General features: G+C 73.3%; 15 protein-coding genes. 11 read left to right on the top strand and 4 right to left on the bottom strand.

Translation table 11 applies throughout. The annotated features are described in order from the left end of the window. Window positions 1–38 precede the first annotated feature (38 nt). Complete coding sequence (locus RBJ77_RS53485) at window positions 39–833, bottom strand: GNAT family N-acetyltransferase (protein ID WP_372351652.1); 795 nt, start codon at window positions 831–833, stop codon at window positions 39–41. A gap of 54 nt (window positions 834–887) precedes the next feature. On the opposite strand from RBJ77_RS53485, the gene RBJ77_RS53480 reads away from it, so the two are divergent. Continuing rightward, complete coding sequence (locus tag RBJ77_RS53480) at window positions 888–1,661, top strand: class I SAM-dependent methyltransferase (protein WP_372351651.1); 774 nt, start codon at window positions 888–890, stop codon at window positions 1,659–1,661. Here RBJ77_RS53480 and RBJ77_RS53475 read toward each other — a convergent pair. Then, entirely contained in the window at window positions 1,658–3,289 is a 1,632-nt protein-coding gene (locus RBJ77_RS53475) for an acyl-CoA synthetase (RefSeq protein WP_372351650.1), read from the bottom strand. The two genes, RBJ77_RS53480 and RBJ77_RS53475, sit on opposite strands and share 4 nt — an antisense overlap. Window positions 3,290–3,463: 174 nt before the next feature. On the opposite strand from RBJ77_RS53475, the gene RBJ77_RS53470 reads away from it, so the two are divergent. The 6 genes from RBJ77_RS53470 (at window position 3,464) to RBJ77_RS53445 (ending at window position 9,143) form a co-directional block, all read left to right on the top strand. Next, a complete protein-coding gene (locus RBJ77_RS53470) occupies window positions 3,464–4,264 on the top strand; it encodes a crotonase/enoyl-CoA hydratase family protein (protein ID WP_372351649.1) in 801 nt (266 codons plus the stop codon). A gap of 248 nt (window positions 4,265–4,512) precedes the next feature. Further along, a complete protein-coding gene (locus RBJ77_RS53465) occupies window positions 4,513–5,475 on the top strand; it encodes a Zn-ribbon domain-containing OB-fold protein (RefSeq protein ID WP_372351648.1) in 963 nt (320 codons plus the stop codon). Then, on the top strand, window positions 5,476–6,546 hold the full coding sequence (locus tag RBJ77_RS53460; RefSeq protein WP_372351647.1) for a thiolase domain-containing protein: 1,071 nt from the start codon (window positions 5,476–5,478) through the stop codon (window positions 6,544–6,546). It abuts the gene before it with no gap. Next, complete coding sequence (locus tag RBJ77_RS53455) at window positions 6,543–7,712, top strand: thiolase domain-containing protein (RefSeq protein WP_372351646.1); 1,170 nt, start codon at window positions 6,543–6,545, stop codon at window positions 7,710–7,712. Before RBJ77_RS53460 ends, RBJ77_RS53455 begins: the two co-directional genes overlap by 4 nt. 106 nt (window positions 7,713–7,818) lie before the next feature. Beyond that, entirely contained in the window at window positions 7,819–8,061 is a 243-nt protein-coding gene (locus RBJ77_RS53450) for a DUF397 domain-containing protein (RefSeq protein ID WP_255968919.1), read from the top strand. A gap of 173 nt (window positions 8,062–8,234) precedes the next feature. Further along, window positions 8,235–9,143, top strand: a complete 909-nt coding sequence (locus tag RBJ77_RS53445) for a universal stress protein (protein WP_372351645.1) — start codon at window positions 8,235–8,237, stop codon at window positions 9,141–9,143. A 50-nt stretch (window positions 9,144–9,193) separates the two neighbouring features. On the opposite strand, the gene RBJ77_RS53440 is transcribed toward RBJ77_RS53445, so the two are convergent. Further along, the gene (locus tag RBJ77_RS53440; RefSeq protein WP_372351644.1) at window positions 9,194–9,916 is read right to left on the bottom strand and encodes a leucine-rich repeat domain-containing protein; all 723 of its coding nucleotides are present in this window, start codon (window positions 9,914–9,916) and stop codon (window positions 9,194–9,196) included. Continuing rightward, window positions 9,913–10,566, bottom strand: a complete 654-nt coding sequence (locus RBJ77_RS53435) for a pyridoxal 5'-phosphate synthase (protein ID WP_372351643.1) — start codon at window positions 10,564–10,566, stop codon at window positions 9,913–9,915. Before RBJ77_RS53435 ends, RBJ77_RS53440 begins: the two co-directional genes overlap by 4 nt. Window positions 10,567–10,629: 63 nt before the next feature. Here RBJ77_RS53435 and RBJ77_RS53430 point away from each other — a divergent pair, with 63 nt between their 5' ends. From RBJ77_RS53430 to RBJ77_RS53415, 4 genes are all read left to right on the top strand, one after another. Then, window positions 10,630–11,253 (top strand): ABATE domain-containing protein, encoded by a 624-nt coding sequence (locus tag RBJ77_RS53430; RefSeq protein WP_372351642.1) that lies wholly within the window; start codon window positions 10,630–10,632, stop codon window positions 11,251–11,253. Window positions 11,254–11,353: 100 nt separating this feature from the next. Further along, window positions 11,354–14,248: an AAA family ATPase gene (locus RBJ77_RS53425; protein WP_372351641.1), complete on the top strand. Its 2,895-nt coding sequence runs from the start codon at window positions 11,354–11,356 to the stop codon at window positions 14,246–14,248. Window positions 14,249–14,313: 65 nt separating this feature from the next. Continuing rightward, window positions 14,314–14,811 (top strand): hypothetical protein, encoded by a 498-nt coding sequence (locus tag RBJ77_RS53420; RefSeq protein WP_255968932.1) that lies wholly within the window; start codon window positions 14,314–14,316, stop codon window positions 14,809–14,811. 132 nt (window positions 14,812–14,943) lie between these two features. Then, the gene (locus tag RBJ77_RS53415; protein WP_372351640.1) at window positions 14,944–17,301 is read left to right on the top strand and encodes a glycoside hydrolase N-terminal domain-containing protein; all 2,358 of its coding nucleotides are present in this window, start codon (window positions 14,944–14,946) and stop codon (window positions 17,299–17,301) included. Window positions 17,302–17,322 lie beyond the last annotated feature (21 nt).

Here is a 17,322-nt window from a genome sequence, read left to right as displayed (position 1 = left end):
CGCTTTCGACATCGCCGAGCGGATTCCCCGGAAAAAAGTTAGCGGGACTTCGGGCCGGCCGCCTCCAGAACGTACGGCGTGGTCGTCCCGAGGGCCTCGAACCCCAGCCGCCGCAGGATCGGCCGGCTGAAGGAGGACGCGTCGACGTGCACGTACGAGAAGCCGCGCTCGGCGGCGATCCGCACCCGGAACGCGACGAGCGCCCGGTAGATGCCGCGCCCGCGCCACGCGGGGACCGTGCCGCCGCCCCACAGACTCGCGAAGTCCGTGCCCGGATGCAGTTCGAGACGGGCCGCGCTGACCGGCTCGTCGCCGTGCAGGGCGACCACGGCGGGCACGGTCGACGGGTCGTGCGCGAGCTGCCGGCGCACCTGGTGCCCGATCGAGGACCGGCCGCCGTCGAAGGCCAGGTCGTGCACCCGCTCGACCAGCTCCACCTGCGCCTCGTCCGTCACGGGCAGCAGCCGCACGCCGTCCGGCGGGGCCACGTCCACGGGCACCCGCGCCGTCTCCGCGACCAGCAGTGTCTCCGTCTCCTCCGCCACGAACCCGGCGGCGAGCAGCCGCGCGGGCAGGTCGGCGGGCCGGTCGTGCCCGTACGTCTTCCACTCCATCTCGACCCCGCGCGCGCGGGCGAACCGCACCTGCTCGGCGACGGCCGCGTCCACGGTGTGCTCGTCGAGGTCCGACCACAGCACCCCGTTCCACCCGGCGGGCGGTCCGGTCTGCCGCACCACGTCGCCCACCCGCTCGACCCGGGCCCCCGGCTCGTCGGGGCGCGCCTCGCGCCGCAGCTGCCGGTCGAACAGGTTCAGCACCGCTTCTTGATCCATCGGGTCACTCCAGCAGGGGCCCGCCCGGGCGGCAACCGGATTAGGGTGCCGGTCATGTCTCCGACATCGTCATCGGTGCGCCGGTTCTACGACGAGCTGGCCCCCGACTACCACCGGATCTTCCCGGACTGGGACACGAGCATGGCCCGGCAGGCGCGCGCCCTCGACGCGCTGCTCGGCGCGGGCCCGCACCGGATCCTGGACTGCGCCTGCGGCATCGGCACCCAGGCGATCGGACTCGCGCTGCGCGGCCACGACGTCACCGGCACCGATCTGAGCCCGGTCGCGGCGGCCCGCGCCACCGCGGAGGCGGCCGCACGCGGGGCACGCCTGCCGACGGCCGCGGCGGACATGCGGGCCCTGCCCTTCGCGCCGGACACCTTCGACGTGGTGCTGTGCGCCGACAACTCCCTGCCCCACCTGCTCACCGCCGCCGACGTGCGCACGGCCCTGACCGGCATGCGGCGCCTGCTCCACGACGAGGGCGTCCTCGTGCTCACGGTCCGCGACTACGACGAACTCCGCCGCACCCGCCCCGCCGCCACGCCCCCGCAGCTCTCGGACGGGCCCGACGCCGACGGGACCATCACCTTCCAGCTCTGGGACTGGCACGACGACGGCGAACGCTACGACCTGCGCCACTTCCAGCTGCTGCCCGACGGCCAGGAGTGGCGGGTGCGGGAGCGGCGCACGACCTCCTGGGCGCTGACCGCGCAGCAGCTGACGGACCTGGCGGCGGAGGCGGGCTTCACCGACATCACCTGGCACGCCCCGCGGACGACCGGCTTCTACCAGCCGGTCCTCACCGCCCGCCGCACCGCCCGCTAGGCACTCGCGGGTTTCGCCGAGTCGGCCGCCACCGACCGAGCCCACCGGTAGTCCGCCTTGCCGCTGGGCGAGCGCTGGATGTGGTCCGCGACCACGAGCTGGCGGGGAATCTTGTAGCCCGCCAGGTGCGTGCGGCAGTGGACCTGGACCGCGTCAAGGGTCAAGTCGGCCGCGCCGTCCCTGAGTTGGACGACGGCCGCCACGTGGTTGCCCCACTTCGGATCGGGGACACCGGCGACCAGCGCGTCGTAGATGTCCGGATGCGACTTGAGGGCCTGCTCGACCTCCTCCGGATACACCTTCTCGCCGCCCGTGTTGATGCACTGCGAACCCCGGCCGAGCACCGTGACGATGCCCTCCGCGTCGACCGTCGCCATGTCGCCGAGCAGCACCCACCGCTCGTCGCCCTTCTGGAAGAACGTCTCGGCCGTCTTCTTCGGGTCGTTGTAGTAGCCGAGCGGTACGTGGCCGCGCTGCGCGATCCGCCCCACCTCACCGACGGCGACCGGCTCGTACGTCGCCGGATCCACCACCTGCGTACGGGCGTTGACCCGGAGCCGGAAGCCCTGGCCCGCGCCGGAGTCGTCCGTCGCCGTGCCGTTGAAGCCGGACTCGGACGAGCCGAAGTTGTTGAGCAGCATCACGGTCGGCACCAGGGCCTGGAACTGGGCGCGCACCGTGTCCGACATGATCGCCCCCGACGACGACACGCTGAACATCGACGAGCAGTCCGTGCCCTTCAGCGGGCCGCTGAGGGCGTCGATCAGCGGGCGCAGCATCGCGTCGCCCACCAGCGACATGCTCGTCACCTTCTCCTTCTCGATCGTGCGCAGCACCTCCTCCGGCACGAACTTGCGGTGGATGACGATGCGTTGCCCGAAGTTGAAGCCGATGAAGGCGGTCAGCGTGGAGGTGCCGTGCATCAGCGGGGGAGTGGGGAAGAACGTGATGCCGTCGCCGCCCGCGGCCACCCGCTCCGCCAGCTCCTCGGGCCGCGCCACCGGCTCGCCCGTCGGCGCGCCTCCGCCCAATCCCGAGAAGAACAGGTCCTCCTGACGCCACATCACCCCTTTGGGCATGCCCGTGGTGCCGCCGGTGTAGATGATGAACTGGTCGTCCGCGGACCGTTGCGCGAAGCCGCGCTCCGCCGACGAGGTCGCCTCCGCCTCGGTGAAGTCCACGGCCTTGAGCGGCGGCGCACCCGCCGGCGGGGTTCCCACCCGCACCAGGTGCCGCAGCTTCTCCGTGCGCGGCAGCGCCGCCGCCACGCGCTCGGTGAACTCCGCGTCGAAGACCAGCGCGGCGAGATCGGCGTCCTGGTAGAGGTAGATCAACTCCTCTTCCACGTAACGGTAGTTGACGTTCACCGGAACGACCCGTGCCTTGAGGCAGGCGAGCACCGTCTGGAGGTACTCGACGCCGTTGTACAGGTGCAGCCCCAGGTGCTCGCCCGGGCGCAGTCCGCTGTCGACGAGGTGGTGCGCGATGCGGTTCGCCGCAGCGTCCAGTTCCGCGTACGTCAGCCGGCGCTCCGCCCCCGTGCCGGGATGGTCGACGTAGACGAGCGCCTCGCGGTCGGGGACCACGTCGACGACCGACTCGAACAGGTCGGCAAGGTTGTACTCCACCGCTCCTCCTGACCCAGGCCGCATCTCGTGTGGCCGTCATCAGAGCAGAGACGGGGGGAAGGCGGAAGGGCCTCCGCACAAGAAATCTGACTGAGTGTCAGAAAACTCTTGAACTGGTCGGTCCCCTCCTGCAACCTGTTCCGGGTCCGAGCTCCGGCCGACTGGAGGACAGCCATGGGTGGGACCGAACATCTCGACGTGCGCCGCGAGGGCGCGACGCTCGTGCTCACGCTCAACCGGCCCGAGGCCAAGAACGCGCTGTCCCTGCCGATGCTCGTCGGCCTGTACGACGGGTGGCTGGAGGCCGACGCCGACGACACGATCCGCTCGGTGGTGCTCACCGGGGCGGGCGGCGTGTTCTGCGCCGGCATGGACCTCAAGGCCCTGGCCGGGAAGGGCATGGCGGGCGAGCACTACCGGGACCGGCTCAAGGCGGATCCCGATCTGCACTGGAAGGCGATGCTGCGCCACCACCGGCCCCGCAAACCCGTCGTCGCGGCGGTCGAGGGGCACTGCGTGGCGGGCGGCACGGAGATCCTTCAGGGCACGGACATCCGGGTGGCGGGGGAGTCGGCGACGTTCGGCCTCTTCGAGGTGAAGCGCGGACTGTTCCCCATCGGCGGCTCGACCGTGCGGCTGCCCCGCCAGATCGCGCGGACCCACGCCCTGGAGATGCTGCTGACCGGGCGTCCGTACGCGGCGCCGGAAGCGGCGGCGATCGGGCTCGTCGGGCGCGTGGTGCCCGACGGCACGGCGCTGGACGCCGCCCTGGAGATCGCCGAACGGATCAACGCGTGCGGCCCGTTGGCCGTCGAGGCCGTGAAGGCGTCGGTGTACGAGACCGCCGAGATGACCGAGACGGACGGGCTGGCGGCGGAGCTGAAGCGGGGGTGGCCGATCTTCGACACGGTCGATGCGAAGGAAGGGGCTCGTGCGTTCGCGGAGCGGCGGGAGCCTGTGTTCCGGCGGGAGTGAGGGTGCCGTCCGGCGGGGTTCGGGGTTCGTCTGCGGGTGCGTGGGGGCTGGTCGCGCAGTTCCCCGCGCCCCTGAGATGCACACCCTTCGGGTGGCATCTCCCCGCCGTTGAAGGCCGCGCGTCAGCGCAGGTCTTCAGGGGCGCGGGGAACTGCGCGACCAGCCCCCACCGACCCGTACCCGGCGACGTACACCGACCCGGCAGACGGCACTCCGTATCCCCCACCACCACCGAAGGAGACCGCACCATGGCAGTCGCACCTCAACCGGAGATTCTCAAAGCACCCCTGGTCGTGGAGTTTCCGTTCACCCGGTCGCTCGGACCGGTCCAGGCCGCGTTCCTGAGCGGACTGCGCCACCGCACCGTGCTGGGCGTCCGCACGACCGACGACCGGGTCCTCGTCCCCCCGGTCGAGTACGACCCGGTCACCGCGGCCGAGATACGGGACCTGGTCCAGGTCGGAGACACCGGCACCGTCACCACCTGGGCCTGGAACCCGGCCCCGCGCCGCGGCCAGCCCCTGGACACCCCGTTCGCCTGGGTCCTCGTCAAGCTGGACGGCGCCGACACCGCGCTCCTGCACGCGCTCGACGCCACCGGGCCCGACGCCGTCCACAGCGGCCTGCGCGTCCGCGTCCGCTGGGCGGCGGAACGCACCGGAGCCATCACCGACATCGCCTGCTTCGAAGCCGACGACAGCGCCCCGGATCAAGTCCAACCGGCCGCGCACAACGGCGAGTTCGAGGACGGAGTCACCGGCATCGTCGCCGCCGCCCGCCTCGACTACACCTACAGCCCGGGCGGCGCCCAGAGCCGCTACATCAACGCCCTCGCGGACAACCGCACCGTCGGCGAACGCTGCCCCTCCTGCCGCAAGGTCTACGTCCCGCCCCGCGGCGCCTGCCCGACCTGCGGCGTGGCCACCACCGACCAGGTCGAGGTCGGCCCGGCCGGCACCGTCACGACGTACTGCATCGTCAACGTCAAGGCGAAGAACCTCGACATCGAACTGCCCTACGTCTACGCCCACATCGCCCTCGACGGCGCCGACCTCGCCCTGCACGGACGGATCGGCGGCATCCCCTACGACCAGGTCCGGATGGGCCTGCGCGTCGAACCGGTGTGGACCGAGGGCGGGCGCTACCCCGACCACTACCGGCCGACCGGCGAACCGGACGCCGACTACGACACGTACAAGGAGCTGATCTGAATGCGGCCGCCGATCCGGGACATCGCCGTCGTCGCCTTCGGGCAGACCGACCACCGGCGCACCACCGAGGAGCAGTCGGAGGTGGAGATGCTGATGCCGGTCCTCCACCAGGTCCTCGACGCCACCGGCCTGAAGACCAGTGACATCGGGTTCACCTGCTCGGGGTCGAGCGACTACCTCGCGGGGCGCGCCTTCTCCTTCACCATGGCGCTCGACGGCGTCGGCGCCTGGCCGCCCATCTCCGAGTCGCACGTCGAGATGGACGGCGCGTGGGCGCTGTACGAGGCGTGGACGAAGCTGCTGACCGGGGACGCCGACACCGCGCTCGTCTACTCGTACGGCAAGTCGTCGCCCGGCTCCGTGCGCGACGTGCTCACCCGGCAGCTCGACCCGTACTACGTCGCCCCGCTCTGGCCCGACTCCGTCGCCCTCGCCGCCCTCCAGGCACAGGCCCTCATCGACGCGGGCCACACCGACGAACCCGCCCTCGCCGGGGTCGCCGCCCGCAGCCGCGCGGACGCCGCCGGCAATCCGCACGCCCAACTCCGGGGCGCGGACGTCCCGCACGGCGACTACGTCGTCCAGCCGCTGCGCACCGGGGACTGCCCGCCCATCGGCGACGGCGCCGCCGCCGTGATCCTCGCCGCGGGCGACCGGGCCCGCGAACTGTGCGAGCGGCCCGCGTGGATCAGCGGCATCGACCACCGCATCGAGGCGCACAGCCTCGGCGTGCGCGACCTGACCGACTCGCCCTCCACGCGGCTCGCCGCCGAGAACGCGGGGCTCTTCGAACGGCCCGTGGACACCGCGGAACTGCACGCCCCCTTCAGCTCGCAGGAGGTCGTCCTGCGCAAGGCGCTGCGGCTCGGCGACGACGTGGCCGTCAATCCGTCCGGGGGCGCGCTCGCCGCCAACCCGGTCATGGCCGCCGGCCTCATCCGCATCGGCGAGGCCGCCGCCCGCATCCACCGCGGCGAGTCCCGGCGCGCACTCGCCCACGCCACCTCCGGGCCCTGCCTCCAGCAGAACCTGGTCGCCGTACTCGAAGGACGTCAAGGGGAGGACCGATGACGAACAAGGAACCGGTAGCGATCGTCGGCATCGGGCAGACCCACCACGTCGCCGCCCGGCGTGACGTCTCCATCGCCGGACTCGTCCGCGAGGCCGCACAACGCGCCCTGGCGGACGCCGAGTTGACCTGGGCCGACATCGACGCCGTCGTCATCGGCAAGGCGCCCGACTTCTTCGAGGGCGTCATGATGCCGGAGCTGTACCTCGCCGACGCGCTCGGCGCGGTCGGCAAGCCGATGCTCCGGGTGCACACCGCGGGCTCCGTCGGCGGGTCGACGGCGCTCGTCGCCACCAACCTCGTCGCGGGCCGCGTCCACGGCACGGTCCTCACCCTCGCCTTCGAAAAGCAGTCGGAATCCAACGCCATGTGGGGGCTCTCGCTGCCGATCCCCTTCCAGCAGCCGCTGCTGGCCGGCGCCGGCGGCTTCTTCGCGCCGCACGTCCGCGCCTACATGCGGCGGACCGGGGCGCCCGACACCGTGGGCTCCCTCGTCGCGTACAAGGACCGGCGCAACGCGCTCAAGAACCCCTACGCGCACCTGCACGAGCACGACATCACCCTGGAGAAGGTCCAGGCGTCGCCCATGCTCTGGGACCCGATCCGCTACTCGGAGACCTGCCCGTCGTCCGACGGCGCCTGCGCCATGATCCTCACCGACCGGGCCGGCGCCGCCCGTTCGCCGAAGCCGCCGGCCTGGCTGCTCGGCGGCGCGATGCGCAGCGAGCCGACCCTCTTCGCGGGCAAGGACTTCGTGTCCCCGCAGGCGGGCAAGGACTGCGCCGCCGACGTGTACCGGCAGGCCGGGATCGCCGATCCGCGCCGGGAGATCGACGCCGTCGAGATGTACGTGCCGTTCTCCTGGTACGAGCCGATGTGGCTGGAGAACCTCGGCTTCGCCGACGAGGGCGGCGGCTGGAAGCTCACCGAGTCCGGTGTGACCGAGCTCGACGGTGACCTGCCCGTCAACATGTCCGGTGGCGTCCTGTCCACGAACCCCATCGGCGCCTCCGGCATGATCCGCTTCGCCGAGGCCGCCCTCCAGGTCCGTGGTCAGGCCGGCGAGCACCAGGTCGACGGGGCGCGCAAGGTCCTCGGGCACGCCTACGGAGGCGGCTCGCAGTTCTTCTCGATGTGGCTCGTCGGCGCCGAGCCGCCCACGCGCTGACGGACGGATGAGCATGCGGTGACCTTCGACCACCGTCGTGGCCTGTGCGGGGCACGGACCGATCGCTAGGCTGACGCACGGACGACGAACCGGGAGGAGCACGGACGTGGCCGAGAGCACCATCGACCAGCACCCGCTCACGGGGTGGGACAAGCCGGACCTGGACCTGAGCAGCGCGGACTGGCGCTCCAGCAGCAGGGGTCTGGGCGATGTCCAGATCGCCTTCGTCGAGGGATTCATCGCGATGCGCAACGGAGGAAGCCCGCAGAACCCGTCGCTGATCTTCACGCCGGCGGAGTGGGGGGCGTTCGTGCTGGGCGCCCGGGAGGGCGAGTTCGACCTGACGTAGCGGAGCGGACGGCGCCGTCCCACGAGCCGTGGACGGGCGCCGGATTTCATCCGGTTTCCGACACGTGACCTTCGGCCCTGTCCTGTGGCCCTCGCGTGAGCGACCCTGGCCACAGGAACAGCCGGTCAAATCAGGGCACGACCAGCGTGCCCGGTGTCGGAGGCGAACCAGTCATGAGCACGCCGCACAACCTGCCCGTCGTCGCCGCGGTCGACGGGTCCGACGACAGTCAGCGCGCCCTCGAATGGGCCCTTGCCGAGGCGGCCAGGCGCGGCGCCGATCTGCGCATCGTGCACGTGGCGCAGTACGCGTACCCGCTCCAGCCCGGCGTGCTGATGGCAGGCCCCCCCGAGCCCATCGAGGACCCCCTCATCGAGGAGCTGCGCGAGAAGCTGGCGGGGCGTGAGGGGCTGCCGGCCCTGGAGTTCATCAGCCGGACCGGTCTGCCCGCCGCGGTGCTGCCCGAGATGAGCAAGGAGGCCCAGCTCGTCGTACTGGGCTCCCGCGGCCGCGGCGGGTTCGCCAGTCTGCTGCTCGGCTCGAACGGCGTGGCCGCCGCCCGCGACTCCGTCTGCCCCGTGGTCGTGGTACCGCGCCCCGACCGCACCGTGGACAGCGAGGCACCCGTACCGCCGGGACCCCGCGTCGTGGTCGGCCTGCAGACCGACGACCCGGACGAGACCACGCTCTCGTTCGCCTTCGAGCACGCCGCGCGCACCGGCGCCAAGGTGCAGGTCGTCGCCGCCTACCCGTGGCCGGTCCTCGCCTGGTCGGCGTTCGGCGACTTCACGCCGACCGCCGTCGACCAGGAGGCGGCCGAGCGGGAGACGCTGAACTTCGCCAACGACGCCGTCGCCGAGCTGCGCAAGGCCCACCCCGAGGTGGCGGTCGACCTCTACGTGGCGCCCGGCGACGCGGCCGGCCACCTCGTGGAGAACTCCCGCGAGGCCGACCTGGTCGTCGTCGGCCGGCACCGCCGCCGCTTCACCCGGCCCGCCCCGATGCTCGGCTCGGTCACCCACGCCGTCCTGCTGCACGCGGCGGCCCCGGTCGCCGTGGTGCCGCCCGCCCCCGCCGACTAGCAGGTCGGCGCAGCACCACACAGCCGCGCCCGGTCAGCTCGTCGAGCAGGTCAGCGTAGTACCACACAGCCGCGCCCGGTCAGCTCGTCGAGCAGGCCGGGCGCGACGTGCACCTCGTTCCAGCGCAGGTCCAGCTTCTCCAGCGCGGGCAGCTCCGTGAGCCACCCCGGCAGCTCCCGCAGGCGGTTGCTCCGCAGGTCGAGGCGGCGCAGCCGCGGCAGTGCGCGCAGCGCCCCGGGCACCGCGCCGAACGCGTTCTCCCTGAGGTCCAGTTCGCGCAGTTCCCGCAGACCGGCCACGGAGTCGGGCAGCTCGGTCAGCGCATTGCCGCGCAGCCACAGTTCCCGCAGCGCGGAGAGGGAGCCGAGGGTGGTGGGCAGGGCCGTGAGCCGGTTGTGCTGGGCCCGCAGCTCCACGAGTCCGGCCAGGTCGCCGAGCGTGTCCGGCAAGGCGGTGAGCCGGTTCTCGCCGACGTTGAGGTAGCCGAGCCGGGTGAGCGCCCCGAGGCCGTCCGGCAGTTGCGTCAGCCGGTTGTCGTGCAGGTACAGGAACCGGGTCAGGCCGGTCAGCTCGCCGAGCTCGCGCGGGACCGACGTCAGCAGGTTGTGGCCGAGGTCGAGCGTGTGCAGGCGGTCCAGCGTGCCGATGCGCGCGGGCACGGACGTCAGCCGGTTGTCCGGCAGCAGCAGGACCTCGAGCGCCGGTTCCCGCCACACCTCGTCGGGTACGGCGTCCAGGCCCGCCCGCCAGTAGTTCAGCGTCCCCCCGGTCACGGCCACAGCAACTGCTTCCGCCAGCCGTCGCCGGTGCGCAGATAGCTGAGCCGGGTGTGGCGCCGCTCCTTGTCGCCCTGCCAGAACTCCACCGCGTCCGGCCGCACCGTGTGCAGCGTCCAGCCCGGCGCGACGAGACCGGGCTCCCGCGCGAGGCGGGCCTCGGCCTCCCGCACCGCGGCGTCCCGCTCGTCCAGGGCGGCCAGCGGCCGGGACTGCCGGCCGAGCAGCGCCTCCGCGCGCGCCGCCGCGCCCCGCGCCCGGAAGTCGGCCGCGCTCGCCTCCGCCGGCTCCCGGACGACGGGTCCGCGCACCCGCACCTGGCGGGCCAGCGGCGACCAGTAGAAGGTGAGGGCCGCGTAGGGGCGGTCGGCCAGATCGCGGGCCTTGACGCTCCCGCCGTCCGAGGCGAACTGCCAGCCGTCGGCCGTCACCGCCTTCAGGATCAGTGTGCGGGCCTGCGGGTTCCCGTCGGCCCCCGCCGTCGACAGGGTCATCGCGTGCGGTTCGCGCACCCCGGCGTCCACGGCGCCGAGCAGCCACTCGGCGAACAGCTCGGCGGGCGTGCCGGGCGCCGCGGCCGGATCGAAGACCGGCAGTTCGCCCGCGAACACCTCAAGACCGCGCAGCAGTCGACGCAGATCGTCCATGGTCCCCTCCAGTGGAAGCACGCCCCGATGCTAATGGTTGACGTGGAACCTATCATTAGGTCCATGCGTGACATCAGCACAGGACCCGACGCCGCCCGGCTCGTCCTCGACCTCGCCCTCACCATCCGCCACGACGGTCAGGGCGGAGTGGCCGACGACCTGCTCGCGCCCGAGGGCCTCACCGGCTGGGTGCGCGAGCACGCCGCCGCACTGCCCCTGACCGAGGACTACACCGGCGACCCCGAGGGCCTGGAGCGGGTGCGCGCGCTGCGGGCCGCCGTCCGCGCCCTGTTCGCCCGCGCCGTACGCCCCGGCGAGCCCAGCCCCGCCGACGCGCGCCGGCTGCTGCCGGTCGCCGAGGCGCTGGCCCGGCTGAACGCCGCCGCCGCGCTGGTCCCCGCCGTGCCCGCACTGGAGTGGCCGGACGAGGGGCCGACCGTGCGCGAGCTGGCCGTCACCGAGCCCGGCGACACCGACCTGCTCGTCGCCACCCTGGCCCGGGCGGCCGTCACCTTCCTCACGAGCGAGGACCGGACCAGGCTGCGCGCCTGTCACGCGCCGCGCTGCGTGCGCTACTTCCTCAAGGAGCACCCGCGCCAGGAGTGGTGCAAGCCCTCCTGCGGCAACCGGGCCCGGGTGGCCCGCCACCACGAGCGACACAACTCCCGCGCCCAGAACGCCACATGACGCTCCGTCCGGGGTCCGGAGGCGTACGCTGAGTGGCCTGGAACCCGCGGTGTGCACCGGCTCCCCGCGCCGGGCGCACCACCGCGGCAGGGGGTGCCTGATGGTGCAGCGCGGTGGCCGGGGCCATCGAGGACGACGGACGCTCTTCGAGCGCGAGAGCGAACTCGCCACGGTCGACGAGGCGTTGGCCGAACTGGCCGGATTGCGACGGGGCGGCGCCGAGCCGCCCGAGCGGCCGCACGGCGCCCTGCTCGCCGTCGCCGCGCCCGCGGGACTCGGCAAGACGACGCTGCTCGCCGAGGTGCGCAGGCGCGCAGCGGCCAAGGGCTGCACCGTCCTGTACGCGCGCGGCGGCGACCAGGAACAGGGCGTCGCCTTCCACGTCGCCCGCCAGCTCGTCCAGCCCCAGCTCGCCGGAACCCCCGAGTCGGAACTCCGCTCCAGGCTGGGCAGTTGGTACGCCATCGTCGGCCCCGCCCTCGGCCTGTGCGCGGCCACCGAAGGCGCGCCGCCCGACCCGCAGGGCCTGCGCGACGGCCTCGACTGGGTACTCACCCATCTCGCCGTGCAGCGCGCCCCCATGGTCCTCGTCCTCGACGACGCGCACTGGGCCGACCCCGAGTCGCTCGGCTGGCTCGCCGCGTTCGCGCCGCGCGCCGAGGAACTGCCGCTGCTGCTCGTCGTCGCCTACCGGCCCGAGGAACTCCCCGACCACGCCGAGGCGTTGCGCGGCCTGCCGGGCCGCTCCGGCCAGCGTCCGCTCGGTCTCGAACCGCTCAGCGCCCTCGCCATCGCGGGCCTGGTCCGCGAGTCGCTCGGCGCGCACGCCGACGACGCGTTCTGCCGCGAGTGCTGGGCGGTCACCGCGGGAAACCCGTTCGAGGCCGTCGAGCTGACCGCGAAGATCCACGACCGCGGCCTCGCGCCGACGGAGAACGGCGCCCACCTGCTGCGCGACCTCGCCGCCGCCGTGAAGGGCAGCGGCCTGATCGCCCGCCTCGAACGGCTCGGCTCCGCCACCGTCCGGTTCGCCTGGGCCTGCGCGGTCCTCGGCACCGAGATATCCCCCGAACTCGCCGCGGGCGTCGCGGGACTGGGCGCCGAGGAGGCCGCCGACGCCGCCGACCGCCTCCGCACCGCCCGGATCCTCACCGGCGTGGAGACCCTGGAGTTCGTGCACCCGCTGATCGCGACGGCCGTCTACCGAGCCATCCCCGGCGGCGTCCGCGTCGCCCTGCACGGGCAGGCCGCGTGGACCGTCGTCACCGCGGGCCTCGGCCCGTCGGCCGCCGCCCGCCACCTCCTGGAGACGCACCCGGACGGCGACCCCTGGGTCGTGCAGCAACTGCGGGCCGCCGCCCGCGAGACCGTCCGCGCCGGCGCCCCCGACGCGGCCCGCCGCTACCTCGCCCGCGCCCTGCGCGAACCCCCGACCTTCGACGACCGCGCGGTCGTCCTCTACGAACTCGGCAGCGCCTCCCTGCTCACCGAGCCCGCCACCACCGTCAACCACCTCCGCGCGGCGCTGGAGGAACCGATCACCGACCCGGCCCTGCGGCACGGCATCGTCTACCGCCTCTCCCAGGTCCTCGCCCACAGCGACCGGCTCGCCGAGGCGTCGGAGACCCTCGCCCGCGAGATCAGGTCCACCGGCGACGCCCGGGTCCGGCTGCGGATGCAGGCCGAGCAGTTCATGTGGGACGCCTTCCGCGCCGACGAACCCGACTCCCCGGCCCGCTCCCGCCGCCTGGCCCGCCTCGCCGACCGGCTCACCGGCCGCGACCTCACCGAGCGGTACATCATCGGCCTGCGCACCTGGGACGCCACGCTGCGCGGCGAACCCGTCGAGACCGTCCTGCGGCACGCCGACCGCGCCCTGGCCGGCGGACTGCGCTGGGCCGCCGACGAGGACCGCGGCTTCGAGGTGCCCGTCCTCGTCGCCCTCTCCTTCCTCTACGCCGACCGGCCGGGCCGCACCGAGGAACTCTTCGTCGAGGGCATCGCCGACTTCGAGCACGCCGGCTGGCACGGCGCCCACCTCTCCTTCGCGTACACGATCCTCGGCTACGTCCGCTACCGGCGCGGCCGGCTCGGCGAGGCGGAGGACTTCGCCCGCGCGGGCCTGCGGCTCGCCGAGCGCGTCGGACCCGGCACCCCCGCCCACTGGTACGCGGTCGGCACCCTCGTCGAGGTGCTGCTCGCCCGCGGCCGGGTCGGCGAGGCCAAGGAGGTGGGGGAGGCGTACTCCTTCGGACCGCCGTTCCCCGCCGCCGTCGTCTTCCCCGACGCCCAGACCGTCTACGGGCAGCTCCTCCTCGCGCTCGGCCGCACCGAGGAGGCCGCCGCGGAACTCGCCGCCGCCGGACGCCGCCTCGACCCGCGCGGCATGCGCAACCCCTCGTGGTGCCCCTGGCAGCTGTACCTCGCCCGCGCCGAGGCGTACGACGCCCCCGAGCGGGCCCTGTCCGGCGCCCACGACGCGGTCGAGCGGGCCCGTCACTTCGGCGCGCCGTCGGCCATCGGCCAGGCCCTGCGCGCCGCCGCCGAGGTGTCGTCGGGTGCGGCCCGCGCCAAGCTCCTGGAGGAGTCCGTCGCCCATCTGGAGCGCTCGCCGGCCGGCTACGAACTGGCCTGCTCGCTCGTCGCCCTCGGCGCCGAACTCCGCCGTACCGGGCGCGTCAGGGAGGCCGCCGAGCAGCTCTACCGGGGCCTGGACGCCGCGGTGGTCTGCGGCGCGGACGGTCTGGTGGAGCGGGCGCGTGACGAACTCGCCGCCGCAGGTCTGCGGCCCCGGCCGCTGCACGGAGCGGCGACGGACACCCTGACCGCCCGGGAGCGGGCCGCCGCCGGATGCGCGGCACGCGGGCTCAGCCCCGTGGAGGCGGGCGCCGAGCTGCACCTCGACGAGGCGGTCGTGGTGCGGCTGCTGTCCGCCGTGTACCGGAAGGTCGGCACGGACCAGGCGGGCCTGGCCGAGGCCATCTCACGCGAGTGACCGGCCGCCCGCTCCCACCGGGCCCGGGGCAGGTGAACCCCCGTGGGCGACGTACCATGGGCGGCATGTCCTTCCTCCGCCGCCGAGCAGCGACCCCCGCGGGCCCCGACTTCGACGTCCTGGCCATGGACCCGGGCGACTGGCCGGGCAACCTCGGCGCGGGCCTGCTGCCCGCCCCCGACGGCAGCTGCCAGGGCGTGTTCCTGCGCTACGACCTGTTCGGCGGCCGTGGCCCCGCGATGATCATCGGCAACCTCCCCGAGGGCTCCCCGGCCCGGGAGATCGCCGAGGGCGAGATCCCCTTCGAGGTCGCCCAGCTCCTGATCGCGCTGGAGAACGACGAGGAGGTCACGGTCACCGGAGTCGAGGACGTCCCCGTCATGCAGGGCGACAACCTCCTCATCGTGCGCCGTCTGAAGCTCTCCGAGACGCGGATCTCCTGTGTCCAGTTCGACCGCAGCGACAACGTCCTGGTGACCATCGCGTCCTGGGACCGGCCGATCACCGACGACCTGTACGCGCTGCTCAAGCCGCTGCCCGCGGAGCTCTTCCAGCAGGGCTGACCTCCCCTCGCCCGTACGCGGTGCGTGCACACCTCTTGCCGGAGAGTCATCGGACCTCTAGCGTCACGAGGCATGCCTTCTGGGAACCCTGAGCACTCCACGGGACACAACGGGATCACGCGAAGAACCACCATGAAGGGCGCGGCGGTTGGCGCCGCCGCGCTGACCGCGGGGACGGGGCCGTGGGCGGCCGCTGCCTCCGCCGCCGAGAGCATCGCCGATCGCCCAGTCGACCGCCCCGCCGACCCCTCCGATGAATTGCGCCTCTGGTACACGGCGCCCGCCGCCGACTGGGAACGCGAGGCCCTGCCCATCGGCAGCGGCGCCCTCGGCGCCATGGTCTTCGGCACCCTCGCCTCCGAGCGCCTCCAGTTCAACGAGAAGACCCTGTGGACCGGCGGCCCCGGCGCCCGCGGCGGATACGACTTCGGGAACTGGCGCGCCCCGCGCCCCGACGCCCTCGCCGACGTCCGGCGCCGCCTCGACGCCGAGACGAAACTCGACCCGGACACCGTCGCCGCCGAACTCGGCCAGCCCCGCATCGGCTACGGCGCCCACCAGACCTTCGGCGACCTCCACCTCGACGTCCCCGGCGCACCCGCCACCACCCCCGCCGACTACCGCCGCTCCCTCGACCTGCGTGACGCGCTCGCCACGGTCACGTACACCCACCAGGGCGTCGCGCACCGCCGGGAGTTCCTCGCCTCGCACCCCGACGGCGTCCTCGCGGGCCGGCTCTCCGCCGACCGGCCCGGCAGCGTCACCTGCACCCTCCGCCACACCTCGCCCCGCACCGACTTCACCGCCACGGCCACCGGTGACCGCCTCACGATCCGTGGCCAACTCGCCGACAACGGGCTGAAGTTCGAAGCGCAGCTCCGCGTCCGGCACGACGGCGGCACCCTCACCGCGAACAACGACGGCAGCCTCACCGTCACCGGCGCCGACAGCGTCTCCTTCGTCCTCGCCGCCGGGACCGACTACGCCGACACCTACCCGGACTACCGCGGAGCGGACCCGCACGCCGCGGTCACCGCCACCGTCGACGCGGCCGCCGCCAAGGACCACCCGGCCCTCCGCGCCCGGCACCTGCGCGACCACCGCACCCTCTTCGACCGCGTCGCCCTCGACATCCGGCAGACGGCGCCCGCCGACGTCCCCACCGACCAGCTCCTCAAGGGCTACACGGGCGGCACCACGGCCGCCGACCGGGCGCTCGAAGCGCTCTTCTTCCAGTACGGCCGCTACCTGCTCATCGCGTCCTCGCGGGCCGGCTCACTGCCCGCGAACCTGCAAGGCGTCTGGAACCAGTCGACGACCCCGCCCTGGTCGGCCGACTACCACGTCAACATCAACCTCCAGATGAACTACTGGCTCGCCGAGGCCGCCAACCTGCCCGAGACCACGGCCCCGTACGACCGGTTCGTCGCCGCGCTGCGCGCGCCCGGGGAACGTACGGCGAAGGAGATGTTCGGCAGCCGCGGCTGGGTGGTGCACAACGAGACCAACCCGTACGGCTTCACCGGCGTCCACGACTGGTCGACCGCCTTCTGGTTCCCGGAGGCCGCCGCCTGGCTCACCGCCCAGCTCTACGAGCACTACCGCTTCGGCGGCTCCACCGACTACCTGCGCACCACCGCCTACCCGCTGATGAAGTCGGCCGCCGAGTTCTGGCTGGACAACCTGCGCACCGACCCGCGCGACAACACCCTGGTCGTGACGCCGAGTTACTCGCCCGAGCACGGCGACTTCTCGGCCGGCGCCGCCATGTCGCAGCAGATCGTGCACGACCTGCTCACCAACACCCTGGAAGCGGCCAGGACCTTGGGCGACGCGCCCGCCTTCCGCAAGCAGCTCGCCGACACCCTCGACCGGCTGGACCCCGGCCTGCGCATCGGATCGTGGGGCCAGCTCCAGGAGTGGAAGACCGACCTCGACGGCCCCACCGACGACCACCGGCACGTCTCCCACCTCTACGCCCTGCACCCGGGCCGCCAGATCGAACCCGGCAGCGAGTGGGCCGACGCGGCCAAGGTCTCGCTCACCGCGCGCGGCGACGGCGGCACCGGCTGGTCCAAGGCCTGGAAGATCAACTTCTGGGCTCGGCTGCGCGACGGCGACCACGCCCACAAGATGCTCTCCGAGCAGCTCAAGGCGTCCACCCTGCCGAACCTCTGGGACACCCACCCGCCGTTCCAGATCGACGGCAACTTCGGGGCCACATCGGGCGTCGTCGAGATGCTGCTGCAGAGCCAGTTCGACGTGATCGAGGTGCTTCCCGCGCTCCCGGCGAGCTGGCCCGACGGCTCCGTGCGCGGACTGCGCGCACGCGGCGGCGCCACCGTCGACGTGACGTGGGCCGACGGCCGGGCCACCCGGCTCGTCGTGACCGCCGCCCGCACCCGTGAACTGACCGTGCGCAGCACCCTGTTGAGCGGCGGACAGCAGACGTTCCGGGCGATCGCCGGACGCCGCTACGTCTTCGACTGACCCACACGTCGGGCCCGGCTC

The sequence above is a fragment of the Streptomyces sp. KL116D genome, assembly GCF_030766975.1.
GTDB lineage: Bacteria > Actinomycetota > Actinomycetes > Streptomycetales > Streptomycetaceae > Streptomyces > Streptomyces longispororuber_A.
The sequence above is the reverse complement of the archived record's forward strand: the minus strand, read 5'-3'. Positions and strand labels throughout refer to the sequence as shown.

Bases quoted from the DNA above. Each gene is read 5' to 3' on its own strand.
- RBJ77_RS53485 (WP_372351652.1), bottom strand. From the start codon at position 833: ATGGATCAAGAAGCGGTGCTGAACCTGTTCGACCGGCAGCTGCGGCGC.
- RBJ77_RS53480 (WP_372351651.1), top strand. From the start codon at position 888: ATGTCTCCGACATCGTCATCGGTGCGCCGGTTCTACGACGAGCTGGCC.
- RBJ77_RS53470 (WP_372351649.1), top strand. From the start codon at position 3,464: ATGGGTGGGACCGAACATCTCGACGTGCGCCGCGAGGGCGCGACGCTC.
- RBJ77_RS53465 (WP_372351648.1), top strand. From the start codon at position 4,513: ATGGCAGTCGCACCTCAACCGGAGATTCTCAAAGCACCCCTGGTCGTG.
- RBJ77_RS53460 (WP_372351647.1), top strand. From the start codon at position 5,476: ATGCGGCCGCCGATCCGGGACATCGCCGTCGTCGCCTTCGGGCAGACC.
- RBJ77_RS53455 (WP_372351646.1), top strand. From the start codon at position 6,543: ATGACGAACAAGGAACCGGTAGCGATCGTCGGCATCGGGCAGACCCAC.
- RBJ77_RS53445 (WP_372351645.1), top strand. From the start codon at position 8,235: ATGAGCACGCCGCACAACCTGCCCGTCGTCGCCGCGGTCGACGGGTCC.
- RBJ77_RS53435 (WP_372351643.1), bottom strand. From the start codon at position 10,566: ATGGACGATCTGCGTCGACTGCTGCGCGGTCTTGAGGTGTTCGCGGGC.
- RBJ77_RS53430 (WP_372351642.1), top strand. From the start codon at position 10,630: ATGCGTGACATCAGCACAGGACCCGACGCCGCCCGGCTCGTCCTCGAC.
- RBJ77_RS53425 (WP_372351641.1), top strand. From the start codon at position 11,354: ATGGTGCAGCGCGGTGGCCGGGGCCATCGAGGACGACGGACGCTCTTC.
- RBJ77_RS53420 (WP_255968932.1), top strand. From the start codon at position 14,314: ATGTCCTTCCTCCGCCGCCGAGCAGCGACCCCCGCGGGCCCCGACTTC.
- RBJ77_RS53415 (WP_372351640.1), top strand. From the start codon at position 14,944: ATGAAGGGCGCGGCGGTTGGCGCCGCCGCGCTGACCGCGGGGACGGGG.